Genomic DNA, 24,465 nt, shown 5'->3' with positions numbered 1-24,465 from the left:
GGCGAGCTGAAGGGGGCAGCAACCATGGATTTCGCAGCACTGCCACCAGAAGTCAACTCCGCCCGCATGTACACCGGGCCCGGCGCGGCACCCATGCTGGCCGCCGCGACGGCATGGGACGGGTTGGCCGCCGAGTTATCCCGCGCCGCAGGCGATTACGGCATCGTGATCGCGGACACCACCGGTGGCCCGTGGCGTGGCCCGGCCTCGATGTCGATGGGGGCAGCCGCCGCGCGGTACGTCACCTGGATGGGGGCCACCGCCGCGCAAGCCGCGCAGTCCGCGAGCCAGGCCAAGGCCGCGGCCGCGGCCTACGAGGCCGCCTTCGCCACGACGGTGCCCCCGCTGGTGATCGCGGCCAACCGCGCGCAGCTGGCCGCGCTGGTGGCCACCAACTTCCTCGGCCAGAACACCCCGGCCATCGCGGCCACCGAGGCCGCCTACGCCGAGATGTGGGCCCAGGACGCGGCGGCGATGTACGGCTACGCGAGCTCGTCGGCTGCCGCGGCGACGCTGACCCCGTTCAGCGAGCCGCCGCCGACCACCAGCGGCGACGCGGCCGAGACCACCGGCACGCAGAACGCGCTCGCGCAGCTGATGTCCGAGCTGCCGTCCGCGCTGCAGGGGCTGGCCGCACCCGGGCTGGGCGGAACCACGCCGGCCGCGGACCTGGCGGAGATGGAGGGTTGGCTCGGCCTCGGCGGAACCGACTTGTCCAGCCCCGCGGGCGTTCTCAACTTCCTGGCCGGAACGGACGGCTCCTCGGTGGGCGCATTCCTCAACGACAACGGCCTGAACACCATGTTCTCCTCGGGGTTCTACATGCCCGGCAACTTCTTGGGCACGATGACCGACTTCATCGGATTGCAGGGTACGGCCGCCGACGCGGCCGCGGACGCGGCCGGGACCGCGGCCGGCGACGCGGCCGCAGCGGCGAGCGAACTCGGCACTTCCGTGGGCGGCCTGGGGGGCGTCATGTCCGCCGGGGTCGGCAACGCCGCCTCGATCGGACCGCTGTCGGTGCCGCCGGCGTGGACGGCGACCGGGCCGATCGGTGCCGCCGCGTCGGCGCTGCCGACCCCCGGCGTGTCCGCCCCCGCGGGCGGGCAGGGGCTGTCGAGCATGCTGGGCGGAATGCCGATGGTCAGCCCGCAGGGGCGTGCCCTCGGCGAGGTGCCCCGCTACGGATTCCGGCCGAACATGGTGATCCATCCCCCGGCCGCCGGATGACGGGGGTCCGCGCCCATCGTCGCTGATAGGATTGCGGCACTGTGAGTTTGCGTGACGCGGGCAGATCTTCGCGATTGTCACGACGGCGCTCAGCCGTCGCCATCGTTGCCGGGCTCGCACTCATCGCGACCGCCCTCGGCTGCTGGACCGTGCGGGCGGAGATCGCCAGCGGCCCATCCCCCGCGGAAACATCGCTGGTCGCGGCGGACACCCCGGCTCACGCCGACTTCGGCTCCACCCTGAACGACGACAAGGCCTTCAAGGGCGGCGGGCTGAAGCGCGACCGGGCGCCGGATTCCCCGATTCCCGCCCCGCGCGCCGCCTGGACTCCGGCATCCCTGGCGCCGACGGTGTGGACGCCTCGGGCGGACGAGCCGTGCTGCCGGGTGTCCGGGGCCGCGCTTGCCGGACAGGATCTTTTGGCGCAACTCTGCGTCTGTCGCCGCTGATCGGGGCTCGCGCCCGGTCGTCGTCCCGTCGCGGGCGGCCCTGCGCACCGGCATCGTCGGTCCCCGTTCGCCTCCTGATCTGAAGGAAACCCCCGTGTTCGACAGACATGTGTATTCAACCCACCCGGCCTGCGCCGCGCGCCCGAGCGAGGCCGGCTAGCCATGGACTTCGGGACGCTACCGCCGGAGGTCAACTCCGCACGAATGTATTCCGGGGCCGGCGCGGGATCTCTGCGGGCCGCGGCCGAGGCCTGGGACGGGCTCGCCGAGGCGGTCGCGGCGGCGGCAACCGGCGTGCCGCTGAGCCCGCAGGCGGCGCCGTACATCGAGTGGTTGCGGGCCACCGCCGCGCTGGCCGAGGACGCGGCCACGCAGGCCATGGCCGCCGCCGGCGCGTACGAGTCGGCGCGCGCGGCGACGGTGCCCCCGCACGAGGTCGTCACCAACCGCACCTGGCGCACCTCGCTGGCCGCGACGAATCGGCTGGGGCAGTGCGCGCACGCCATCGCGGCGGCGGACGCCGACTACGACAGGATGTGGGCGCAGGACGCCGCCGCCATGTACGCCTACGCCCGCGACGCGGCGGGCGCCGCTGCGATGACCCCGTTCACGTCACCGCCCGCCGCCACGTGCCCCGGCCAGGAGATCGTTTCGACCGGCTCGCAACTGATCTCGATGCTGCCCGACGCGCTGGAGTCGCTGTCCTCGGCGTCACCCGAGCGGTTCAATGCGGCCGTGTTGGCGATGTCGTCGTCGCTGGCGGAGCTGAGCTCGCTGAAAGTGGGGTTCGCCCGGGCCGCGAGCGTGCCCCTCGCGGTGGCCGTCACCGGCGCCGCCAAGGCGGTCTGGGGCAAGCGCGCGGCGATCAGCGCCGGAGTCGGCACCGCGACGTCGATCGCGGGGATGTCGGTGCCGCGGGCCTGGGTGACGGCCCCCGGCGCCTTCACGAGCGCCGCCGAGACGTTCGGCCGGCGGGCAAGCGGTCGGCGCTCTCGCCGCGGGAGCTAAGTGAGGCCGAAACGACGCCCGATCTTGTCGGCTGATCTTGTCGGCGGGTCGGCGTACTATCGCACGTATGTTCGAATCGTTGCTGCCGGACCCGGCGGAGCTGCGCCGAGCCGACGACGGTGCGCTGGTCGCCGCGATCGAGGGGTGCGCGCGCGCCGAAGCGGCCGCCGGCGCGCGGCGGTTGAGCGCGATCGCCGAGCTGACCCGCCGACGCACCCGCGACGACGAGCACGCCTACTGGGCCTGCGACGAATGGGATTGCGCGGCCGCCGAAGTCGCCGCCGCGCTGGGGATCAGCCACCGCAGCGCCTCAGCACAGATGCACCAAAGCCTGGCCCTGGGCCGGCTACCGGCGATCGCGGCGCTGTTTTTCGACGGGCGGCTGTCTGCGCGGCTGATGTCGGTCATCGCCTGGCGCACCCACCTGGTCCGCGACGAAGAGGCGCTGACGCGCATCGACGCCGCGCTAGCCGGGCACGCGGGCCGGTGGGGGCCGCTATCGGTGACCAAGTTGGAGCAGGCCATCGACGCCGTGATCGACCGCCATGACCCCGGGGCGCTGCGGCGCACCCGCGCGGCCGCACGCAGCCGTGACGTGCACATCGGCGACCGCGAAGACGAGGCCGGCACCGCCGCGCTGTGGGGCCGGCTATATGCCACCGACGCCGCCGTCCTGGATCGGCGCCTAACCCAGATGGCCCACGCGGTCTGCGACGACGACCCCCGCACCCTGGCCCAGCGCCGCGCCGACGCACTGGGCGCCCTGGCCGCCGGCGCCGACCGACTGGCCTGTGCCTGCGACCACCCCGAGTGCCCCTGCGGCACCGGCACCGACGAGCGCGCCGGCGCCGTCGCGATCCATCTCATCGGCCACCCCGCGCTGCGTGACGCCCAACCCGATCCGCACACCTCCGGCCAGGCACCCCCCAGCCCGCCCCTCACCGGCCTGACCCTGGCCGAGATGATGGCCCCCGACCCCGAGCCCGACCCGCCCGCGACCTCAGCGCCGCCCGCCGTGATCAGCGGCGGCAAGGTGGTGCCCGCGTCGCTGGTGGCCGAACTGATTCGCCGCGGCGCCAAAGTCAGCCAGGTCCGCCATCCCGGTGACCTCCCGCCCGAGCCGCACTACCGGCCCTCGGCCAAACTCGCCGAATTCGTCCGCATCCGCGACATGACCTGCCGCTTCCCCGGCTGTGACGTGCCCGCCGAATTCTGCGACATCGACCACACCGTGCCCTGGCCCGCCGGACCCACCCACGCCTCAAACCTCAAGTGCGAATGCAAAAAACACCACCTACTGAAAACCTTCTGGTCGGCCTGGCACGACGTGCAGCTGCCCGACGGCACGGTGATCTGGACCGCCCCCAACGGGCGCACCTACACCACCCACCCCGCCAGCCGCATCTTCCTCCCAACCTGGGACACCACCACCGCCGAACTACCCGACCTGCCAACCCCCACAACACCTCTCGGCGACCGCTGCGCGATGATGCCACGACGACAACGCACCCGCGCCACCGACGAAGCCCAACGCATCACACGCGAACGCGCCCTCAACGACGCCCACGTCGCCGAACGAAACAGGCCGCCGCCGTTCTAAGACGAGGCGTCTGGCATACCGGCGCGACCGCCGAATGTCCGCGCGGCCTGCACGACGGCCTCGAACAGGCGCAGGTCGTCGAGCGACTTCTCCGGATGCCATTGCACCGCAAGCACAAAACGCTCGCCGGGCAGCTCGATCGCCTCGATCACGCCGTCGGCGTCCGTCGCGCACACCACCAGGCCGTCGCCGACTTTGTCGATGGCCTGATGGTGGTAGCACGGCGCGTCGACCGACTCCCCCAGCAGCGCGGCGAGGCGGGTGCCCGCCACGGTGTGCACCGGCAACCTGGTGAACACCCCGTTGCCGGCGCGGTGACCGCCGTGGCCGATGGCGTCGGGCAGGTGCTGGTGCAGCGTGCCGCCGAGCGCGACGTTGAGCACCTGCGCGCCGCGACAGATGCCCAGCACCGGTAGCCCACGATCCAGCGCGCCGCGCAGCAGCGCGAACTCGAGGGCGTCGCGGTCGGCGCGGGGCCGGTCGGTGGCCGGGTGCGGTTTCTGGCCGTAGCTGGCGGGGTCGAGGTCGTAGCCGCCGGTGATCACCAGCGCGTCCAGGCTGTCGAGCAGGGCGCCGGCGATCTCGGGTGCGTCAGTGTCAGTGGGCTGCGGCGGCACCAGCACCGCGATGCCGCCGGCTTTGACCACGCCCTCGAAGTAGTCGGCCGGCAGATAACCGGCGGGGATGTCCCAGATTCCAGTGCGCACCCGCTCCAGATAGGCGGTCAGGCCGACGACCGGCCGACCCGCCCCGGCGTGCAACCCCACGCCGTTACCAGGTGCTGGTGCGCAGCACGATCTCGGCGGCCAGCTGCGCGGTCGACTCCTGCGCGGTGCGCCGGCCCAACTCCACCACGCGGTATTCGGCGTAGACGTAGCGCTGGCTCGCCGCGGCCACCGAGCGGGCGGCCGCGGAGCTCACCAGCACCGTGGTGCCGATTTCGACCGGCGGGCAGTGCTCGTCGAGCACCACGCCCTTGGGGTCGGCGACCCGCGGGTGCCCGCGGTCGATCACGATCAGGCCGACGAACCGGCCCAGCCGCGTCGCCGCCAGCTCCCAGGCCAGCTCGCCACCGGCGCGGTCACCGAAGACGACGGCCCAGCGGATGCCCAGTGCGTCGAGGATGCCGACCACCGACTTGGCGGTCAGGCGTTGATCGAGTCCGATGACGACGGTCCGCAGGGAGGCGGTGTGCAGGCGCTCGCACACCGCGTCGTAGGCGACGGGCGCCCGCTGCTGGTCGCCGAGGATGACGACGACGACGCCCTTCTCCGGGCCGGCGACGGCCACCGGAACGGGGAACCCGTCGAGCGTCGTCATCATCGAGTGCACTCACGCACGCTACAGCCAAAGGCCTGCGTGCGCGAGGTTTTACGGTCGCAGCCCGGCCGTGACGTGCGGTCGCCGCGGCGGCGGCCCGTCGAGCAGGCCGACGACGGCGTCGACATCCAGGTGCGCCGCCAGTAGGTCGGCGATCGCGTCGAGCTGGGCGTCGCGTCGCGCGGCGACGTCGATGTCGGCCACGACGAACCCGTTCCGGCCCGCCGCGTCGGCGACCCGGGCCAGCCACGCGCGGCGGAAGTCGTCGTTGTCGAGCAGGCCGTGCCAGTGGGTGCCGAACACCGCGCCGCGCGCGATGCCCTGGGGCTCGGAGTCGACCTCGAACCACGCCCGCTCGTCGCACCGGGAGACCCGCCCGTGGTGGATTTCGTATCCGGACAGCGGCGGCGGCCAGCGGCGCACGACCTTGGCCGTGCCGAAGGAGATGTCGGCGTCGAGCAGGCCGAGGCCCGCGCACTCCCCCGCGCCGGATTCGACCGTGTCCTCGATGTGCGTGCAGAGCATCTGGAAACCGCCGCAGATCCCCAGCACCGGCCGGCCGGCCCGGGCGTGCTCGACGATCGCGGCGGCCAGTCCGCGCTCGCGCAGCCAGGAGAGGTCGGCGACGGTGGCCTTGCTGCCCGGCAGCACGACCAGGTCGGCGTCGGCCAGGTCGGCGGGGTCGGCGACCCAGCGCACCAGCACGCCGGGCTCGCACGCCAGCGCCTCGACGTCGGTGGAGTTGGAGATCCGCGGCAGCCGGACCGCGGCGACTTTGAGCCACTCGTCGCCGCGGGGCGGCGCGGGCGTGCCGACCACGCGGTGCGCGACCACGGATAGCGAGTCCTCGGCGTCCAGCCAGAGCTCGTCTGCGTACGGCAGCACCCCGTAGGTCGGGCGCCCGGTCAGGGCCTCTAACTGCTCGAGGCCCGGCTCCAGCAGCGCGGGATCGCCGCGGAACTTGTTGACGACGAAGCCGGCGATCAGCGCCTGGTCGTCGGGCTCGAGCACGGCGACCGTGCCGAACAGGTGCGCCAGCAGCCCGCCGCGGTCGATGTCGCCGACCACGATCACCGGCAGGTTCGCGGCGCGGGCCAGCCCCATGTTGGCCAAATCGGTGGCGCGCAGGTTGATCTCGGCCGGCGAACCCGCGCCCTCGCAGATCACCGCGTCGAATTCGTCGCTCAGGCAGGACAATTCGTCGATGACGATGGAGGCCAGCCGGTCACGGTGCCGCACATAGCTTCTCGCGGTGACCGAGTCGGCGACCTGGCCCCGGATCACCAGCTGCGAGCTGCGGTCGCTGCCCGGTTTGAGCAGGATCGGGTTGAACCGCACACTGGGCTCGAGCCCCGCCGCGCGCGCCTGGATCGCCTGGGCGCGGCCGATCTCGCCGCCCTCGGCGGTGACCACGGAGTTGTTGGACATGTTCTGCGCCTTGAACGGCGCGACCTTCACGCCCCGGCGACTCAACAGCCGGCACAGGCCCGCGACCACCACCGATTTGCCGGCGTCGGAGCTGGTGCCGGCGACCAGCAACGCCCCGCTCACGGGTTCACGGCTTATATGGCGGTGAGGATCTCGGCGCCGGTGTCGGTGACCAGCAGCGTGTGCTCGAACTGGGCGGTCCACTTGCGGTCGCGGGTGACCACCGTCCAGCCGTCGGGCCAGATCTCGTAGTCCAGCGCGCCGAGGTTGATCATCGGCTCGATGGTGAACGTCATGCCCGGCTTGATTTCCGTGGTGACGGAGGGCTGCTCGTAGTGCAGCACGACCAGCCCGTTGTGGAACGTGGTGCCGATCCCGTGGCCGGTGAAGTCGCGAACCACGTTGTAGCCGAAGCGGTTTGCGTAGGACTCGATGACGCGGCCGACGACCGACAGCGCGCGGCCGGGCTTGACGGCGTTGATCGCGCGCATCGTGGCCTCGCGGGTGCGCTCCACGAGCAGCCGGTGCTCCTCGGAGACGTCGCCGGCCAAAAACGTCGCGTTGGTGTCGCCGTGCACCCCGTCGATGTAGGCGGTGACGTCGATGTTGACGATGTCGCCGTCCTCGATCACCGTCGAGTCCGGGATGCCGTGGCAGATCACCTCGTTCAGCGACGTGCAGCACGACTTCGGGAACCCCTTGTAGCCCAGCGTGGACGGGTAGGCCCCGTTGTCGACCATGTACTCGTGGGCGATGCGGTCGAGTTCGTCGGTCGTCACCCCCGGCGCCACCGCCTTGCCCGCCTCGGCCAGGGCGCCGGCCGCGATCCGGCCGGCGACGCGCATCTTCTCGATCACCTCGGGCGTCTGCACCCACGGTTCGCTGCCCTCGCGGGCGGTGGGCTTGCCGACATATTCCGGGCGGTCGATGCCGCCTGGCACCGACAGCGTCGGCGAGATCACGCCGGGGGAAAGTGCGGTCCGAGCGGGCATGCCGACCAGCTTACGGGCTGTCGCCTGGCTCTGACTCTGTTGACTCTGCGTCCACGGCGCGGCCTACTCGCACTTTGTCGCCATAGCCGCAGAGTCAACGCCAGGGGAAGGCCCGCCGCGGCCCGCGGACGATCACCGACCCGCACACCACCCGCCCGGTCAGCACGACGTGCGGCCGGCCTTCTCCGGGCGCGTCTTTGCGGCGGTCGCTGGCGCTGCCCACGTAGACCTCGACGTCGTCGATCGAGGCGCTGGCGCCGTCGGGCAACCGGACCTCCACCGAGCCGAACCGCATGTCCAGTTCGATGACCACCACCGGCCCGGCGAAGCGGGCCCGGGTGAGGTCGAGCTCGACCGAGCCCAGCCGGCGCACCAGCGCCAGCCGGGTGGGCACGGTCCATTCGCCGTGGCGCTTGAGCGAGCCGGCCCAGCCGCGCAATTCCACCCGGTCGGCCGCGGAGGTGACGATCGCGCCGGGCCCGGGCAGGTCGCCGACGAGCCCGTCCAGCTCACTTCGGGTGCGCGCGTAGGACACTCGCGACGAGCGCTGCTCGAACTCATCGATGTCGATCAGCCCGAGCGCGACGGCGTTGTGCAGCCGCCGCAGCGTGCCGTTGCGATCGGCGTCGGAGACCCGCAGCGCAGCGACTTCTCCGCCGGGTATTTCGCCCATGCTGGCAATTTACCGCGTCAGGCCAGGTAGTCCCGGGGCAGCGATTCGAACATCACCTTGGTCATCCGGACCGCGTATTCCGAGCTGCCGCCCCCGACGATCAGCGCCGCGAACGCCAGGTCGCCCCGGTAGCCGGCGAACCAGGAGTGCGACCCGCCCGGGAACTCGGCCTCGCCGGTCTTCCCGTAGATCTCGCCGCAGCAGCCGGCGATCTCCTTGGCGGTCCCGTTGGTCACCACCAGCCGCATCATCGGGCGCAGCGCGTCGACCATCTTCGGCGAGATCGGGGTGTCGTCGCCCTCGACCGTCGTCGGCCGCCCGGCGATCAGCTGCGGCACCGGGGTCTTGCCGGCGTCGACGGTGGCCGCGACCAGCGCCATGCCGAAGGGGCTGGCCAGCACCTTGCCCTGGCCGAAGCCGTCCTCGGTGCGCTCGGCCAGGTCCACCGTGGGCGGCACCGAGCCGGTCACCGTGGTGATGCCGTCGACGGTGTAGTCCAGCCCGATGCCGTAGCGGTGGGCCGCCTGCGTCAGGCCGCGGGGCGGCATCCTGCTGCTCAGCTCGGCGAACGTGGTGTTGCAGGAACTGGCGAACGCGCGCGACATCGGCACCACGCCCAGGTCGAAGCCGCCGTAGTTGGGGATGGTGCGGTGCCCGATGTCCAGATGCCCCGGGCACCCCAGCATCGTGTTGGGCGTGGCCATGTCGCGTTCGACGGCGGCGCCGGCGGTGATCATCTTGAAGGTCGACCCGGGCGGGAACAGGCCGTTGGCGGCCGGCAGTCCGTCGTCGTCGGCGCCCTTGTTCTGCGCGATCGCGAGGATCTCCCCCGTCGACGGCTTGATCACGACGATCATCGCCTTGCCGCCCCGGGTGTCCACCGCGCGCTGCGCGGCGTTCTGCACCGCGCGGTCCAGCGTGATCGACACCGACGGCGCCGGCGAGCCTTCGACCTCGTGCAGCACGGCGACGTCGACGTTGTTCTGGTTGACGCTGACCACCCGCCAGCCGGCCTGGCCGTCGAGCTGGTCGAGCACCGCCTTCTTCACCTCGCCGATGACGGCGGGCGCGAAATGCGGGTCGGTGGGCAGCATTTCGGCCTGCGGCGTCACCACGACGCCGGGCAGCCTGCCGATCGCCGGGAAGACCTTGTCGTTGTCGTCGGGGTGCAGCGTGACGCCCAGGTCCAGCGGCTGGGCCGACGAGGTGGCCTGCTCGGCGAGCAGCTGCGGATCGACGAGCGTGTTGTTGAACGGCCGCAGCACGTCGACCACCGCGTGCGTCGTCCCGATCAGCGCGGGCCCGGCCTGCGTCGCGTCGAGCGTGTAGTGGTACAGGTAGCCCGGGGCCAGCACGTCGCTGCCGCCGAGCTCGTTGACCGAGGCGCGCCGCGGCCGGTCGGCGCGCAGCGCGAACGTCTGATGCTCGCCCAGCTTGGGATGCAGCCCGGTGGCGGCCCAGCGGACCTCCCAGCGCCCCTCGTCGCGGGCCATCTTCAGCTGGCCGTCATAGCTCCAGGTCCGGTCCTTGGGCAGATGCCAGGTGAAGCGGTAGTCCACCGTGCCGGTGTCCTCGGCGTACTTCGCGCTGAGGACCTGCGCGTCCAGGTGGGTGGCCTGCAGCCCGGCCCACGCGGCGTTGAGCGCCTCGCGCGCCTCGTTGGGGTTGTCGGCCAGCTGCGCGGCGGTCGCGGTGTCGCCGGTGGCCAGGGCCTTGAAGAACTTCTCGGCGGCCGGGCCGGGCCCGTCGGGCCGCGGCGTGCACCCCGACAGCGCGCCGGCCGCGACCAGCAGCACGCACGCGGCAGCTGGGGCCAGTGTTCTTATCGTTACCATCGTTACAGATGTTATGAACTGTGACTGGCAGACCGCGCTCGACACACCGAGACCCCACCGTTATCGCGCCGGGCATCACGCCCAGCGGGCGGATCAGTCCAGCAGCACGGTGGCGAAGGTGCCGACCTCGGCGAAGCCCACCCGGGCGTACGCGGCGCGGGCGACGGTGTTGAAGTCGTTCACGTACAGGCTGGCCATCCGGCCGGCGCCGACGATGACGGCGGCGACCGTCGCGGTGCCCGCGGTGCCCAGGCCCAGGCCGCGCCACTCGGGGTGCACCCACACCCCCTGGATCTGCCCGACGCTGGGCGACTGCGAGCCCACCTCGGCCTTGAAGACGACCTGACCGTGCTCGAAGCGGGCCCAGGCCCGCCCCGCCGCGATCAGGCTCGCCACCCGCCGGCGGTAGCCGCGGCCGCCGTCGCCCAGCCGCGGGTCGACCCCCACCTCGCCGATGAACATGTCGACGGCGGCCACCAGGTAGGCGTCCAGCTCCTCGGGCCGAACCTGACGCACCCCGGGGTCGATGTCGCAGCTGGGATGCACGCCCAGGGCCATCAGCGGCTGGTGTTCGCGCACGTCGCGCGCCGGGCCCCAGGCCGACTCGAGGCGCTCCCACATCGGCATCACCAGCTCGGCCCGGCCGACCAGCGACGAGCAGCGCCGCGTCCCGCTCATCGCCTCGTCGGCGAAGGCGTTCAGGTCGCCCGGCGCGCCGCGCAGCGGGATGAGGTTGGCACCGGCGAAGCACAGCGACTCGTCCGGGCCGCGGCGGGTCCACAGTTCCCCGCCGATCGCGTTGGGCTCGATGCCGTGATCGGCCACCCGGGCCGCGACCATGCAGGAGCCGACCGGGTCGTCGTCGAGCACCCGCCAGACGGCGGCGGCGTCGCGCACCACGGACACCCGTCGCTCACCGACCAGGCGAAAGATGGGCGGAGCCGACATGGGGAACTCTCTGTGGTGCGAAATGAGGACCAGTGCGACGGCGCTGGCGCCTATCAGCTTACGGTCACAATCGGCGAACCGCTCGTTGTTGTTTCCGGTCCCTGCCCGCCGTCCATCTCGGCGGCCAACCGCATGGCCTCTTCGATCAACGTCTCGACGATCTGGGCCTCGGGCACGGTCTTGATCACCTCGCCGCGAACGAAGATCTGCCCCTTGCCATTTCCCGACGCGACGCCCAGGTCGGCCTCGCGTGCCTCGCCCGGACCGTTGACGACGCAGCCCATCACGGCCACGCGCAGCGGCACGTCCAGGCCGTCGAGCCCGGCGGCGACCTCGTTGGCCAGCGTGTAGACGTCGACCTGCGCGCGCCCGCACGACGGGCAGGACACGATCTCGAGCGACCGCGGCCGCAGGTTCAGCGACTCCAGGATCTGGATGCCGACCTTGACCTCCTCGACCGGCGGCGCCGACAGCGACACCCGGATGGTGTCGCCGATGCCGCGCGACAGCAGCGCGCCGAAGGCGACGGCGGACTTGATGGTGCCCTGGAAGGCCGGCCCGGCCTCGGTGACGCCGAGGTGCAGCGGGTAGTCGCACGCCGCGGCCAGCTGCTCGTAGGCGGCGACCATCACGACGGGGTCGTTGTGCTTGACGCTGATCTTGAGGTCGGAAAAGCCGTGCTCCTCGAACAGCGAGGCCTCCCACAGCGCGGACTCGACGAGCGCCTCGGGCGTGGCCTTGCCGTACTTCTCCATGAACCGCTTGTCCAGTGAGCCGGCGTTGACGCCGATGCGGATCGGGATGCCGGCGGCGCCCGCCGCCTTGGCCACCTCGCCGACGCGGCCGTCGAATTCCTTGATGTTGCCGGGGTTTACCCGCACCGCGGCACAGCCGGCGTCGATCGCGGCGAAGATGTACTTCGGCTGGAAGTGGATGTCGGCGATCACCGGGATCTGGCTGTGCCGGGCGATCTCGGCCAGCGCGTCGGCGTCCTCCTGGCGGGGGCAGGCCACCCGGACGATGTCGCAGCCGGTGGCGGTCAGCTCGGCGATCTGCTGCAGCGTCGCGTTGACGTCGTGGGTCTTGGTGGTGCACATCGACTGCACCGAGATCGGGTAGTCGCTGCCGACCCCGACGTCGCGGACCATCAGCTGCCGCGTCTTACGCCGGGGGGCGAGCGTCGGCGGCGGGGCGTCCGGCATGCCCAGGCCGACGGGACTCACTGGAACAACCTGATCGGGTTGACCAGGTCCGCGGTCACAGTCAACAGCATGTAGCCGACCACGAACACCAGCACCACGTACGTGGCGGGCATGAGCCGCAGGTAGTTCACCGGCGCGGCCGCGACCATGCCCCGGGTCGAGCGGATCAGGTTGCGGATCTTTTCGAACACCGCGATGGCGATGTGGCCGCCGTCGAAGGGCAGCAGCGGCACCAGGTTGATCGCGCCCAGGATGAGGTTCAGCTGGGCCAGGAAGAACCAGAACGCCACCCACAGCCCGTGGTCGACGGTGTCGCCGCCGATGATGCTGGCCCCCACCACGCTCATCGGGGTCTGTGGGTCGCGCTGCCCGCCGCCGATGGCGTGCACGAGCGCGCCGACCTTCGTCGGGATCGTCACCAGCGCCTTGCCCACCTCGACGCTCAGGTCGCCGGTGAAGGCGAAGGTGGCCGGCACCGCCGAGAACACGCCGTAGTGCGTGGGCCCGGCCTGCGCGGGTCCGACGCCGATGGCGCCGACGGTGGACAGTTCCGGCTTGCTGCCCTGCCCGCCGGACAGCCAGCGCTGCGTCGGCTGGACGTTGACGTAGGTGGTGATCGGGGCGCCGCCGCGCTCGACGACGATCGGGACGGTGCCGTGCGACTTGCGGATCGCGGCGGCCATGTCGTCGAAGGTGGACACCGGGGTGTCGCCCACCTTGAGGACGACGTCGCCGGCGCGGATCCCGGCCAGCGCCGCCGGCCCGGGACCGCCGCACTGACCCGGCTTGCCGGGGGCGACATCGGCTGCGACACAAGCGGTTTGGCCGACCACGGCCTTCGGGTGCAGGTTGGGCAGCCCCCAGATGAGCGCGATGCCGTAGATCAGCACCAGGCAGATCACGAAGTTCATGCCGGGGCCCGCGAACAGCGTCGCGACGCGCCGCCAGGTCGCCTGCTTGTACATGGCGCGGTCGCCCTCGTCGGGGGCCAGGTCCTCGACGGGCGTCATGCCCGCGATGTCGCAGAAGCCGCCCAGCGGGACGGCCTTGACGCCGTACTCGGTTTCGCCGCGCCGGGTCGACCACAGCGTGGGACCGAAGCCGACGAAGTAGCGGCGCACCTTCATGCCGGTGGCGCGGGCCACCCACATGTGGCCGCATTCGTGCAGCGCCACCGAGATCAGGATGGCGAGCGCGAACAGCACAATGCCGATAACGAACATCATCGGGTTGGTAGGACCTCCTGTGCGACTCGATCGATCCGGCGCCTGGCCATTTCCCGTGCCCAGCGCTGCGCATCGAGTACGTCGTCCACGTTAGCCGGTTCGGCGGCCCATTGGTCGGCGGCGTGCAGCACGTCGGCGACGGTTTGCACGATTCCGGGGAACCGAATCCGGCCCTTGAGGAAGGCTTCTGCCGCCTCTTCGTTGACCGCGTTGTAGATCGCGGTCAGGCAGCCGCCGGTCCGGCCGGCGTGCCGGGCCAGCTCGACGGCCGGGAAGACCTCGTCGTCCAGCGGCTCGAACTCCCAGCTGGAGGCGGTGCCGAACGCGCAGGCGGGCGCCGCGTTGGGGACCCGCCGCGGCCAGCCCAGGGCCAGCGAGATGGGCAGCTTCATGTCCGGCGGGCTGGCCTGGGCGATCGTCGAGCCGTCGACGAAGGTGACCATCGAATGAACAATCGACTGGGGGTGCACCACGACCTCGATGCGGTCGTAGCCGACGCCGAACAGCAGGTGGGTTTCGATGAGCTCGAGCCCCTTGTTGACCAGCGACGCCGAGTTCAGCGTGTTCATCGGGCCCATCGACCAGGTCGGGTGGGCGCCCGCCTGCTCGGGCGTGACGGCCTCGAGGTCGGCGGGCGACCAGCCGCGAAACGGCCCGCCCGAGGCGGTCAGCACCAGCCTGGCGACCTCGTCCGGGTCGCCGCCGCGCAGGCACTGCGCCAACGCCGAGTGTTCGGAGTCGACGGGCACGATCTGGCCCGGCCGCGCCGCCCGCAGCACCAGCGGGCCCCCCGCGACCAGCGACTCTTTGTTGGCCAGCGCCAGCCTCGCGCCCGTCTCCAGCGCGGCCAGCGTCGGTCGCAGGCCCAGCGCGCCGACCAGCGCGTTGAGGACGACGTCGGCCTCGGTCTCGTGCACCAGGCGGGTCACCGCGTCGGGCCCGGAGAAGGGGACGTCCCCGATGCGCTCGGCGGCGCGGTCGTCGGCGACGGCGACGTTCGTCACCCCGGTCTCGGCGCGCTGGCGCGCCAGGACGTCGGGGTTGGCGCCCCCCGCGGCCAGCCCGACCACCTCGAAGCGGTCCGGGTTGGCCGCGATGACCTCCAGCGCCTGGGTGCCGATCGATCCGGTGCTGCCCAGCACCAGCACGCGCAGGCGCCCGTCGGTGGTCGGATTCGTCACCCACTCATTGTGCCCCGCTCGGCCTGACAGCGCGTGTGCCAGAATCTCTGCAGAAGCCGACCGGAAGGGATCACTGTGGCCAGTACCGAGGTGGAGCACTTCAACGGCGTCGACGTCGCCGAGGTGCCGTCGGCAGCCTGGGGGTGGAGCAGGATCAACTACCGCACCTGGCGCATTACCGGGCTGGTCATCGTGATCTTCCTGCTGGCGATGCTGCGCGGCAACCACGTCGGCCACATCGAGAACGCATTCCTCATCGGGTTCGCCATACTGACGGCGGTCGTGCTGATCCGCGACGGGTGGGGCCGCCGCCGCGGCTGGCTCAGGTAGCCGCCCGGTCTAGCGCCGCGCCCGCCGGCGCCAGGCGCCGGCCAGAGCGCCGGCCACCAGCAGCGACAGGGCCGTCGCCCAGGGCCAGAGGCCGTGTTGGTGCACCCAACCGGCCAGCGCGCCCTGCAGGCGGCCGGCCGCGCCGACCACCGCGTCCCGCGGGTTGGCCCGGGAGCCGAAGAGGCGCAGCTCGTAGACGCCGTAATAGGCGACGTAGCCCCCGACGAGCACCAGCAGCGCGCCCCCGATCCGGTTGACGAACGGCAGCACCCGCCGCAGCCGATCGACCAGCGCCGAGCCGGCCGTCACCGCGGCGACGGCCAGGACGCCCACGATCAGCGTCAGGCCGGCGACGTAGGCGAGGTAGACGGCGACGCCGGTGACGACGGAGCCGGATTTCAGCCCGGCGGCGGTGACCGCCAGGAAAGGACCGATCGTGCAGGACAGCGACGCGATCGCGTAGCTGACGCCGTACCCGTACATCGACCCCAGCCGCACGCTCGGGGCCCAGCGCGGGCCCAGCGGCCGGAGCCTCAGCTCCCGGCCCGACGCCAGCCACACCCCCGCCGCGACCAGCAGCGCGCCGATCACCACGGTCGCGTAGGGCAGGTAGCGCTGCACGGTCGACGCGGCCGATATCGTCAGCGCGCCGAACGACCCGAACACCGTCACGAAGCCCAGCGCCATCCCCGCGGTGGCCGCCAGCGCGCGACCGAGCGCGGCCAGACCGGTGCGTTCGCCGGATCGCGGCCCTCGCACCGCGAGGAGCAGATACGCCGGCAGCATGGCAAACCCGCACGGGTTCAGCGCCGCCACCAATCCGGCGGCGAAGGCCAGGCCGACGAGACCCCGGTCCACGTGTTCAGCGCAGCGCGGCCACCCGGCCGGCCAGTTCGTCCTGGGACATCGCCGAGGTGGGGTTGTTGACGAAGGTCGAGCTGCCGTCGGCCCGGTAGAACACGTACGCCGGCTGCCACGGGACGTTGTAGCGCGCCCAGATCGAGCCGTCGGCGTCGTTGAGGTTGGTGAAATTCAGGTGGTACTTGGAGACGAAGTTCTGCATGGCCCCGACGTCCGAGTGGGCCGCGACGCCGACGAACGTGACGGCCGGGTTGGCTGCCGCCACCTGGCTGACGCCGGGGGCCTCGGCGTTGCAGAACGGGCACCACGGCGTCCAGAACCACAGCACGGCCGGCCTGCCCTGCAGGCCGGCGCCGTTGAACGGGGCGCCGCTCAGCGTGGTGGCGGTGAATTGCAGGCGGTCGTCGGCGGCCGCCGCGCGCGGCGCATCGCCCAGCCCGAAGATCAGCGCGGCGCCGAGAAGGGCGGCGGCAATCAGCTTGAGCGCGAATGAGAAACGAAACATGCCCTGTAGACGGGCCGCGCGCCCCGCGGGTTCAGCGCCCGGCGGCCAGCTGTCCGCAGGCGGCGCTGATCTCCCGCCCGCGCGTGTCCCGCACCGTGCACGACACCCCCGCGGCGCGGACGCGCCGCACGAACTCGCGCTCGACCGCCTTGGGGCTGGCATCCCAGTCGCTGCCGGGGGTGGGGTTGAGCGGGATCAGGTTCACGTGCACCAGCGGCCCGAGCGCGCGATGCAGCCGCTTGCCCAGCAGGTCGGCCCGCCAGGGCTGGTCGTTGACGTCGCGGATCAACGCGTACTCGACCGAGACCCGCCGCCCGGTCACGTCGGCGTAGTAGCGGGCCGCGTCGAGCGCCTCGGCGATCTTCCACCGGTTGTTGACCGGGACCAGCGTGTCGCGCAGCTCGTCGTCGGGCGCGTGCAGCGACAGCGCGAGGGTCACCCCGAGCCGTTCGTCGGCGAGTTTGCGGATCGCCGGGGCCAGGCCGACGGTGGACACCGTCACCGAGCGGGCCGAGATGCCGAACCCGCGCGGCGGCGGTTCGGTGATGCGCCGCACCGCGGCCAGCACCCGGGCGTAGTTGGCCAGCGGCTCCCCCATGCCCATGAAGACCACGTTGGACAGCCGCTGGGGGGTCGGGCCGAAGTCGTCGCGCAGGGCCGCCGCGGCGGCGCGGACCTGTTCGAGGATCTCGGCCGTGGACAGGTTGCGGGTCAGGCCGCCCTGGCCGGTGGCGCAGAACGGGCAGGCCATGCCGCAGCCCGCCTGCGACGAGATGCACACCGTGTTGCGCTGCGGGTAGCGCATCAGCACGGATTCGAAGGTGGCGTTATCGACGGCCCGCCACAACGTTTTTCGCGTCTCACCCGCGTCGCAGGTGACGTCGGCGGCCGCGGTCAGCAGGTCGGGGAACAGCGCGTCGGCGATCGCGTCGCGCACGGCGGCCGGAAGGTCGGTCATCTGGCGCGGGTCGGCGATCAGCCGGCCGTAGTACTGCTGCGCGAGCTGCCTGGCGCGAAACGCAGGCAGCCCCAGCTCCGCGACGGCCGACGCGCGGCCGGCCTCGTCGAGGTCGGCCAGGTGCCGCGGCGGCAGCGCGCGCCGCGGTGCCTCGAACACCAGCTCCTGCTTCATCCCATCCCCAGTGTCCCCGCAGACGGTCAGGGCACCAGCGTCAGCACGATCCAGGCCGCCACCGAAGCCGGCAGGAAGCCGTCGAATCGGTCCATCACGCCACCGTGGCCGGGCAGTACGCTGCCCATGTCCTTGATCCCGAGATCCCGCTTGACCTGCGATTCCACCAGGTCGCCCAGCGTCGCGGTGATTACCAAGACGAAGCCCAGCAACAGGCCGATCCACACCGGCTTGCCGACCAGGTATGTCACTGCCAGGGTGGTTGCGGTGATTCCGAGCAGCAGCGAGCCGGCAAACCCCTCCCAGGATTTCTTCGGGCTGATCGCGGGGACCATCGGGTGCCTGCCGAACAGCACACCCGCGGCATAGCCGCCGACGTCGGAGAAAACGACGCCTATCGCCAGGGCAAACACCTTCGCGGGCCCGTTGTGGTGATAGACCAGCAACGCCGCGAAGGAGGCGAACAGCGGAACCCAGGCGGCCACCAGGATGGTGGTCGAGACGTCGCGCAGGTAATTCGCCGGAGGCGCGTGCGTGCCGTGCGCCGCGCGGCGACCCTGCGGGCTCACCAACCGCCAGATCATGCACACCACGACCGAAGCACCGAAGCCGGCCAGCGCGCCGCGGGCGCCGAAGGGCCAGGTCATCCAGACGGTCGCCTGGCCACCGATCAGCAACGGCGTCATCGGAATCACGTATCCGGCGGCGCGCAATCGCCGCCCCATTTCCAACGTGCCCAGCGCGACCCCGGCACCGAGTATTCCGAGAAACGCGTGCGGGGCGTACTTCAAGCTGGCGATGACGGCCCCGCCGATGGCGCCACCGACGATGATGGCGACCGGCAGGTTGCGACCGGCTCGCGACGTATTGGGGGCGGAGCCGTCGGCTGGAGTGCCGTCTGCGCCGATATCAGTCTCTGCCACGTACTTGGTTGCTGAGCGGCCGCTAGACCTCCAGCAGCTCGCCTTCCTTGTGCTTGACCAGCTCGTCGATCTGGGTGACGTACTGATGGGTGGTCTTGTCCAGGTCCTTTTCGGCCCGGCCGACCTCGTCCTCGCCGGCCTCGCCGTCTTTGCGGATGCGGTGCAGCTCCTCCATCGCCTTGCGACGGATGTTGCGCACCGACACCCGGGCCTCCTCGCCCTTGTGCTTGGCCTGCTTGACCAGCTCCTTGCGGCGCTCCTCGGTCAGCTGCGGCACCGCCACCCGGATCAGGGTGCCGTCGTTGGTGGGATTGACCCCCAGGTCTGAGTTGCGGATCGCCGTCTCGATGGCGTGCAGCTGGCTCGCCTCGTAGGGCTTGATGACGACCAGCCGCGCCTCGGGCACGTTGATGCTGGCCAGCTGGGTGATGGGCGTGTTGGTGCCGTAGTAGTCGATCACGATCCGCGAGAACATGCCCGGGTTGGCGCGGCCGGTTCGGATGGTGGACAAGTCGTCGCGGGCCACGGATACGGCCTTTTCCATTTTCTCTTCGGCGTCGAAGAGGGCCTCGTCAATCATGTTGCGCGTCTTCCCCTCAGGTGGTGACCAGCGTTCCGATCTTCTCACCAGCGACCGCCCGGGCGATATTGCCGTTGGTCAGCAGGTTGAACACCAGGATCGGCATGCCATTGTCCATGCACAGGCTGAACGCGGTGGCGTCGGCCACCCGCAGCCCGCGGTCGATCACCTCGCGATGGCTGATCGCGGTGATCAGCTCGGCCTCCGGGTGGTGCCGCGGATCCGCGGAAAACACCCCGTCGACCGCCTTGGCCATCAGGACCACCTCGGCCCCGATCTCCAGGGCCCGCTGCGCGGCCGTGGTGTCGGTGGAGAAGTAGGGCAGCCCCATGCCGGCCCCGAAGATCACCACGCGGCCCTTCTCCAGGTGGCGCACGGCGCGCAGCGGCAGGTAGGGCTCGGCCACCTGGCCCATGGTGATGGCGGTCTGGACCCGGGTGACGATGCCTTCCTTCTCCAGGAAGTCCTGCAGCGCGAGGCTGTTCATGACGGTGCCGAGCATGCCCATGTAGTCCGAACGCGTGCGCTCCATCCCCCGCTGTTGCAGCTGCGCGCCGCGGAAGAAGTTGCCGCCGCCGATCACCACCGCGACCTGCACGCCGCCGCGGACCACCTCGGCGATCTGGCGGGCGACCTGCGCCACCACGTCGGGGTCCAGGCCGACCTGGCCGCCGCCGAACATCTCGCCGCCGAGCTTGAGCAGCACCCGCGTGTACTTGGAGCGGCTCTCCGGTGCGCCGTTGGTGGCTTTGGTCGGCTCCCTGGACTCCGTCATCAAACTCCTCGTATGAGAGTGCCATCCCGGGCGAACTCATCCGGAACGGCATTTCACATCCTGCCTCATCGCAGCACAATGTGGCGTCGGCGGGGTGCATTATCTGCGCAGTTGGCGACACGGTTGGCCGCTGCGGCGCGGCTTGGGTTCCGGCGCCAAATGTTTGAGCGACGGGCGGCCCGGGGAATCCGCACCCTCGCGGGGGGCGAACCCAAGGCCTTGAGAATGAGGGCCCGCCTCGCCGTGTGACGTTGAGCAGCAATCGCTCAGCTCGTACGCCGATGAGGAGGAAACAATCCATGGCGGACAACAAGTCGGGACCTGCTGAAGCAGTGAAGGGCGTCGTCGAGGACGTCAAGGGCAAGGCCAAGGAAGCCGTTGGCGCGGTGACCGGGCGCGACGACCTGACGCGCGAAGGCCAGGCCCAGCAGGACAAAGCCGAGGCGCAGCGCGACGCGGCGAAGAAGGAAGCCCAAGCCGAGGCCGCCCGCGGCGGCGCCGAGGCGGCCGAGGAGCGCCAGAAGGCCAACCAGTAGCTTGCCGCAAACGATGGGTCCGGTCCGTGCAAACGGGCCGGACCCGTCGACTTTCCCGGGTCGCGCAATAGACTTTGCATAGTCTTGCTTTGAAACGGGTACTCAGCGCTGCGCTGCAGACATCTCGCCGTGAGGTGCCTACGGGTGGGGGGCGATGACAACTCACGAGTTTGGAGATGTCTTTGGACGTTCTACTGCTTAGTGACGAAGACGACTTCGCGTCGGCCCTGCCGAGCCTGAAATCGATCACCCACAGCGTGCGACGCGCGCCGCTGAGCGGCCAGCTCGACGGAAAGCGCGACGGCGCCGACGTCGCGATCATCGACGCGCGCACCGATCTCGAGGCGGCCCGCGGCGTGTGCCGCCGGCTGACGTCGGACGCGCCGTCCCTCGCGGTGGTGGCGATGGTGGCGCCGGCCCGCTTCGCGGCGGTGGACGTCGACTGGCACTGCGACGACGTGCTGCTGCCGGCCACCGGGTCCGACGAGCTGGAGGCGCGGCTGCGCCTGGCGGTCGCGCGGCGGCGCAGCGCGATGGACGGCACCCTGAAATTCGGGGAGCTGTTGCTGCACCCGGCCAGCTTCACCGCCTCGCTGGACGGCCACGATCTGGGCCTGACGCTGACCGAGTTCAAACTGCTGAATTTCCTTGTGCAGCACGCCGGCCGGGCGTTCACCCGCACCCGGTTGATGCACGAGGTGTGGGGCTATGACTGCAACGGCCGCGTCCGCACGGTCGACGTGCACGTGCGCCGGCTGCGCGCCAAGCTGGGACCGCAGCACGAATCGATCATCGACACCGTCCGCGGCGTGGGCTATATGGTGGCCACCCCGCCCCAACCGGAATGGATCCTCAGCGAGTCGGCGCTGACGCCGGTGTGGACGACGGCCCAACCCGCCAGCGACCCGATCGCGCACTAGGCGTCCCGAACACGTTGTGGCGCCGCGCCTTTCGCGGGCCGGTCACGCGAAGAGCGGCAGTGCCCGCTTGCGGGCCAGCGCGTCCATGCCCTGTTGAATCGCGTCTTCGACCTCGCGGTACTTGGCCTCGACGTAGCCGTCGTCCTCGGCGCGCGCGGCATCCCGGTCGAGTTCGACCGCGGGCATGAACCGGGTCCTGATCTTGGCCGGCAGCGGCAGCTGGGGCAGCGCCGCGGGGGCGATGCCCCATGGCAGGGAGACCGCCACGGGGAACACCTTGAGCCGCAACAGGCGATCGAGTTTCAGCACCTTGGACAACTGGTCGCCGCGGATCAGCACCGGCATCGCGTCGGCGCCGCCGACGGTCGCGATCGGCACGATCGGCACCCCGGCGCGAATCGCCATTTTCACGAAGCCTTTTCGCCCCGCCAGGTTCGCGCGGTCGCGCTCGCTCCACGGGCGCAGCGAGTCCACCTCGCCGCCGGGCCACAGCGCCACGTCGCGCCCTTCGGCCAGCGCGGTGGCGATCGCGTCGGGGGCGGCCGGCAGCACGCCCATCGACCGGAAGTAACGCCCGAAGATCGGGATGGCCATCAACGCGTCGTGGGCGGTGCCGTGCAGGGGCCGGTCCTGGCCGAAGCGCCGCCACCACTGCAGGCCGACGGTCCACGCATCCCAGACGAACGGGGCGCCGGAGTGAATGCCCACCAACAAGGCCGGGGGCGCGGGGACGTTCTCCCAGCCGTCGATCTCCATGCGGAACCAGTAGTCCACCAGCACATTCCAGAAGAACTTCTGGCGCTGCAGCGTGGCTTCGTCCTGGCCGCTGAGGTCCCATCTGCCGGCCCGCTGGGCGACCCAGCCGGAAAGCCCGCCGTCCTGGCCGCTGCGCCGGTCCTCCATCGCCGCCCGCGCCCGCTCGGCGTGCCGCTTTGCCTGCGCACGTACTGCCTTTGGCCTGTGGTCGGTTTCGGTCATGCCCGCTGGGTACCCCCTTCGGCCGCGCGGGACGCCCGCCTACGCAAATCTCCCCGCGCCACAGGGCGTGGCGCGGGGAGACAAGGCGATCGGATCAGGCGTGTGCCGGCGGGCTGGGCGGCGTGCCCTGCGCCGGTGCGCCCGGTGCGTTAGGCGAGTTCGGCCCGGGGTTCTGTCCCGGCACGTTCGACGTCCAGATCAGGATGTCCTGCATCCCGTCGTTGTAGACGACGCCGTTCGGCGGCGCGCCGGTCACGTCGAAGTACAGGGTGCCGGTCGATTCGGTGCCCTGCGGGATCGGCGCCGGGTTGAGGCCGTTGGGGACCTGAACCTTGTCGATCACCCGGTAGTTCTGCCCGTTGGGCCCGCGGGCGATGAAGTCGTTGACCATGGGCGTCACGACGCCGGCGTCGGACCTCGCCGTGACCTCGGCCTGATACAGCGTCCCCTTCGGCGTGTAGCCGGGGATCGAGACGTTGCTCGGCTGCAGGTTGTTCACGGTGTAGGTGGTGGTCAGGGGCCCGTCGACGAGCTGTTCGCTCGTGCCGAATCCCTGGATGTTGGGCGGGGGCGAAGCGGAAGCGGTTGCCGCAGCGAAAAAGCTGGCCGCCGCTATACCCCCGGCAGCAACGGCTGCCTTTACAGCGGACGTAGTGAATTTCATGGTTTTCCTTTCGTGTCGAACAATCGCTCCCACGCGAGGGCGATAAACGCACAATCCCCCGCATATCCCTTCGGCAGCGGGGCTAAACAACCGATAACGGAGATTGGCCGCAACGCGCCCATCACCTGCGCAAACGGTGGTGGATTTGGTTTGCGGCGCAGCGCCTTTCGCGTCACAGAATTCACATGGGCATCATTGGTCTTCAACCATCGGCGATTAAATTCGCCCGCCCGGGGTAGCCGCAGCCGTACAGTCACCCGTCACGAAAGGGCCGGCCACTCATGAGTTTTGCGGCGCAGCAACAACCCGTTCCGGGCGTGCAGGCGCGGATGGACCCAGTCCCGGACTGCGGCGAGGACAGTTACCGTGGCTCGGGAAAGCTCACCGGCAAGCGGGCGATCATCACCGGCGGCGACAGCGGCATCGGCCGCGCGGTCGCCATCGCGTTCGCCCGCGAGGGCGCCGACGTGCTCGTCTCCTACCTCAACGAGGACGACGACGCGAGCGACGTGGCCCGCCTCGTCGAAGACGCCGGCCGCAAGTGCGTGTTGGTGCGCGGCGACCTCTCCGACGCCGCCCACTGCCGCGCGGTGGTCAACCGCGCGGTCGCCGAATTCGGCGGCATCGACATCCTCGTCAACAACGCCGCCTACCAGATGATGCACAAAACCCTCGAGGAGATCAGCGACGAGGAATGGGACTACACGTTCCGGCTCAACGTGGGCGCCTACTTTCACCTCGCCAAGGCGGCGCTGCCGCACATGGGCCCCGGCTCCTCGATCATCGGCAGTTCCTCGGTCAACTCCGACACTCCCAACCCCACCCTGGCGCCCTATGCCGCGACGAAGGCGGCCATCGCCAATTTCTCGGCGAGCCTCGCCCAATTGCTGGGCGACAAGGGAATCCGCGTCAACAGCGTGGCCCCGGGCCCGATCTGGACGCCGCTGATCCCGTCGACGATGCCCCCGGAGAGCGTCGAATCGTTCGGGGACAACGTGCCGCTCGGGCGGGCCGGGCAGCCGGCCGAGCTGGCGCCGATCTACGTGCTGCTGGCCTGCGAGGACGCCAGTTACATCTCCGGGGCGCGGGTGGCCGTGACCGGCGGCCGGCCGATCCTGTAATCGCACACGTGTAGCGGGCCACGCAGCGGGGTACTGCCCCGATCGTGG

Annotated in this window: 26 protein-coding genes; 8 read left to right on the top strand and 18 right to left on the bottom strand. The window is 71.0% G+C overall.

The window, feature by feature from the left end:
• Positions 1-24 precede the first annotated feature (24 nt).
• From AC5Y4Z_RS13470 to AC5Y4Z_RS13455, 4 genes are all read left to right on the top strand, one after another.
• Positions 25-1,230 (top strand): PPE family protein, encoded by a 1,206-nt coding sequence (locus tag AC5Y4Z_RS13470; RefSeq protein ID WP_499964466.1) that lies wholly within the window; start codon positions 25-27, stop codon positions 1,228-1,230.
• A gap of 41 nt (positions 1,231-1,271) precedes the next feature.
• A complete protein-coding gene (locus tag AC5Y4Z_RS13465) occupies positions 1,272-1,679 on the top strand; it encodes a hypothetical protein (protein WP_499964464.1) in 408 nt (135 codons plus the stop codon).
• A gap of 162 nt (positions 1,680-1,841) precedes the next feature.
• Complete coding sequence (locus tag AC5Y4Z_RS13460) at positions 1,842-2,687, top strand: PPE family protein (protein ID WP_499964462.1); 846 nt, start codon at positions 1,842-1,844, stop codon at positions 2,685-2,687.
• A 67-nt stretch (positions 2,688-2,754) separates the two neighbouring features.
• The gene (locus tag AC5Y4Z_RS13455; RefSeq protein ID WP_499964459.1) at positions 2,755-4,287 is read left to right on the top strand and encodes an HNH endonuclease signature motif containing protein; all 1,533 of its coding nucleotides are present in this window, start codon (positions 2,755-2,757) and stop codon (positions 4,285-4,287) included.
• On the opposite strand, the gene AC5Y4Z_RS13450 is transcribed toward AC5Y4Z_RS13455, so the two are convergent.
• From AC5Y4Z_RS13450 to dxr, 10 genes are all read right to left on the bottom strand, one after another.
• Positions 4,284-5,054, bottom strand: a complete 771-nt coding sequence (locus tag AC5Y4Z_RS13450; RefSeq protein WP_499964456.1) for a gamma-glutamyl-gamma-aminobutyrate hydrolase family protein — start codon at positions 5,052-5,054, stop codon at positions 4,284-4,286. The two genes, AC5Y4Z_RS13455 and AC5Y4Z_RS13450, sit on opposite strands and share 4 nt — an antisense overlap.
• A gap of 4 nt (positions 5,055-5,058) precedes the next feature.
• On the bottom strand, positions 5,059-5,610 hold the full coding sequence (locus AC5Y4Z_RS13445; RefSeq protein ID WP_499964832.1) for an alpha/beta hydrolase: 552 nt from the start codon (positions 5,608-5,610) through the stop codon (positions 5,059-5,061).
• 48 nt (positions 5,611-5,658) lie between these two features.
• Positions 5,659-7,158: a cobyric acid synthase gene (locus AC5Y4Z_RS13440; protein WP_499964454.1), complete on the bottom strand. Its 1,500-nt coding sequence runs from the start codon at positions 7,156-7,158 to the stop codon at positions 5,659-5,661.
• A gap of 11 nt (positions 7,159-7,169) precedes the next feature.
• The gene (gene map, locus AC5Y4Z_RS13435; protein ID WP_499964450.1) at positions 7,170-8,027 is read right to left on the bottom strand and encodes a type I methionyl aminopeptidase; all 858 of its coding nucleotides are present in this window, start codon (positions 8,025-8,027) and stop codon (positions 7,170-7,172) included.
• 94 nt (positions 8,028-8,121) lie between these two features.
• Positions 8,122-8,700, bottom strand: a complete 579-nt coding sequence (locus AC5Y4Z_RS13430; protein WP_499964448.1) for a DUF1707 SHOCT-like domain-containing protein — start codon at positions 8,698-8,700, stop codon at positions 8,122-8,124.
• A gap of 17 nt (positions 8,701-8,717) precedes the next feature.
• Complete coding sequence (locus AC5Y4Z_RS13425; RefSeq protein WP_499964446.1) at positions 8,718-10,535, bottom strand: penicillin-binding transpeptidase domain-containing protein; 1,818 nt, start codon at positions 10,533-10,535, stop codon at positions 8,718-8,720.
• Between the two features lie 93 nt (positions 10,536-10,628).
• A complete protein-coding gene (locus tag AC5Y4Z_RS13420; protein WP_499964442.1) occupies positions 10,629-11,483 on the bottom strand; it encodes a GNAT family N-acetyltransferase in 855 nt (284 codons plus the stop codon).
• A gap of 53 nt (positions 11,484-11,536) precedes the next feature.
• The gene (gene ispG, locus AC5Y4Z_RS13415) at positions 11,537-12,685 is read right to left on the bottom strand and encodes a flavodoxin-dependent (E)-4-hydroxy-3-methylbut-2-enyl-diphosphate synthase (RefSeq protein ID WP_499964829.1); all 1,149 of its coding nucleotides are present in this window, start codon (positions 12,683-12,685) and stop codon (positions 11,537-11,539) included.
• A 17-nt stretch (positions 12,686-12,702) separates the two neighbouring features.
• Entirely contained in the window at positions 12,703-13,911 is a 1,209-nt protein-coding gene (locus AC5Y4Z_RS13410; RefSeq protein WP_499964439.1) for a M50 family metallopeptidase, read from the bottom strand.
• The gene (gene dxr, locus AC5Y4Z_RS13405) at positions 13,908-15,092 is read right to left on the bottom strand and encodes a 1-deoxy-D-xylulose-5-phosphate reductoisomerase (protein WP_499964436.1); all 1,185 of its coding nucleotides are present in this window, start codon (positions 15,090-15,092) and stop codon (positions 13,908-13,910) included. The genes AC5Y4Z_RS13410 and dxr overlap by 4 nt, the downstream gene beginning before the upstream one ends.
• 75 nt (positions 15,093-15,167) lie before the next feature.
• Between dxr and AC5Y4Z_RS13400 the strand changes: the two genes are divergently transcribed.
• Entirely contained in the window at positions 15,168-15,422 is a 255-nt protein-coding gene (locus AC5Y4Z_RS13400; protein ID WP_499964433.1) for a DUF2631 domain-containing protein, read from the top strand.
• Positions 15,423-15,431: 9 nt separating this feature from the next.
• On the opposite strand, the gene AC5Y4Z_RS13395 is transcribed toward AC5Y4Z_RS13400, so the two are convergent.
• From AC5Y4Z_RS13395 to pyrH, 6 genes are read right to left on the bottom strand one after another with little or no spacing between them, the layout of a single operon-like run.
• Positions 15,432-16,280, bottom strand: coding sequence for a cytochrome c biogenesis CcdA family protein (locus tag AC5Y4Z_RS13395; protein ID WP_499964431.1), 849 nt, complete (start codon positions 16,278-16,280; stop codon positions 15,432-15,434).
• 4 nt (positions 16,281-16,284) lie between these two features.
• Positions 16,285-16,788: a disulfide bond-forming protein DsbE gene (gene dsbE, locus AC5Y4Z_RS13390; protein ID WP_499964429.1), complete on the bottom strand. Its 504-nt coding sequence runs from the start codon at positions 16,786-16,788 to the stop codon at positions 16,285-16,287.
• Between the two features lie 31 nt (positions 16,789-16,819).
• On the bottom strand, positions 16,820-17,920 hold the full coding sequence (gene rlmN / locus AC5Y4Z_RS13385) for a dual-specificity RNA methyltransferase RlmN (protein ID WP_499964427.1): 1,101 nt from the start codon (positions 17,918-17,920) through the stop codon (positions 16,820-16,822).
• 26 nt (positions 17,921-17,946) lie between these two features.
• A complete protein-coding gene (locus tag AC5Y4Z_RS13380) occupies positions 17,947-18,843 on the bottom strand; it encodes a phosphatidate cytidylyltransferase (RefSeq protein ID WP_499964425.1) in 897 nt (298 codons plus the stop codon).
• Between the two features lie 22 nt (positions 18,844-18,865).
• A complete protein-coding gene (gene frr, locus AC5Y4Z_RS13375; protein ID WP_499964423.1) occupies positions 18,866-19,423 on the bottom strand; it encodes a ribosome recycling factor in 558 nt (185 codons plus the stop codon).
• Positions 19,424-19,439: 16 nt separating this feature from the next.
• Positions 19,440-20,198, bottom strand: a complete 759-nt coding sequence (gene pyrH, locus AC5Y4Z_RS13370) for a UMP kinase (RefSeq protein ID WP_499964421.1) — start codon at positions 20,196-20,198, stop codon at positions 19,440-19,442.
• 299 nt (positions 20,199-20,497) lie between these two features.
• Here pyrH and mbp1 point away from each other — a divergent pair, with 299 nt between their 5' ends.
• A complete protein-coding gene (mbp1, locus tag AC5Y4Z_RS13365) occupies positions 20,498-20,734 on the top strand; it encodes a microaggregate-binding protein 1 (protein WP_499964420.1) in 237 nt (78 codons plus the stop codon).
• 176 nt (positions 20,735-20,910) lie between these two features.
• Positions 20,911-21,654 (top strand): winged helix-turn-helix domain-containing protein, encoded by a 744-nt coding sequence (locus AC5Y4Z_RS13360; RefSeq protein WP_499964418.1) that lies wholly within the window; start codon positions 20,911-20,913, stop codon positions 21,652-21,654.
• A gap of 42 nt (positions 21,655-21,696) precedes the next feature.
• Here the strand turns inward: AC5Y4Z_RS13360 and AC5Y4Z_RS13355 are convergent, their stop codons facing one another.
• The gene (locus tag AC5Y4Z_RS13355; RefSeq protein WP_499964416.1) at positions 21,697-22,632 is read right to left on the bottom strand and encodes a lysophospholipid acyltransferase family protein; all 936 of its coding nucleotides are present in this window, start codon (positions 22,630-22,632) and stop codon (positions 21,697-21,699) included.
• A 94-nt stretch (positions 22,633-22,726) separates the two neighbouring features.
• Positions 22,727-23,296, bottom strand: a complete 570-nt coding sequence (locus AC5Y4Z_RS13350; RefSeq protein WP_499964414.1) for an MPT63 family protein — start codon at positions 23,294-23,296, stop codon at positions 22,727-22,729.
• A gap of 281 nt (positions 23,297-23,577) precedes the next feature.
• Here AC5Y4Z_RS13350 and AC5Y4Z_RS13345 point away from each other — a divergent pair, with 281 nt between their 5' ends.
• Positions 23,578-24,417, top strand: a complete 840-nt coding sequence (locus tag AC5Y4Z_RS13345; protein ID WP_499964411.1) for an SDR family oxidoreductase — start codon at positions 23,578-23,580, stop codon at positions 24,415-24,417.
• Positions 24,418-24,465: the final 48 nt, after the last annotated feature.

The organism is Mycobacterium sp. NGS63 (genome assembly GCF_059812295.1).
The sequence above is the reverse complement of the archived record's forward strand: the minus strand, read 5'-3'. Positions and strand labels throughout refer to the sequence as shown.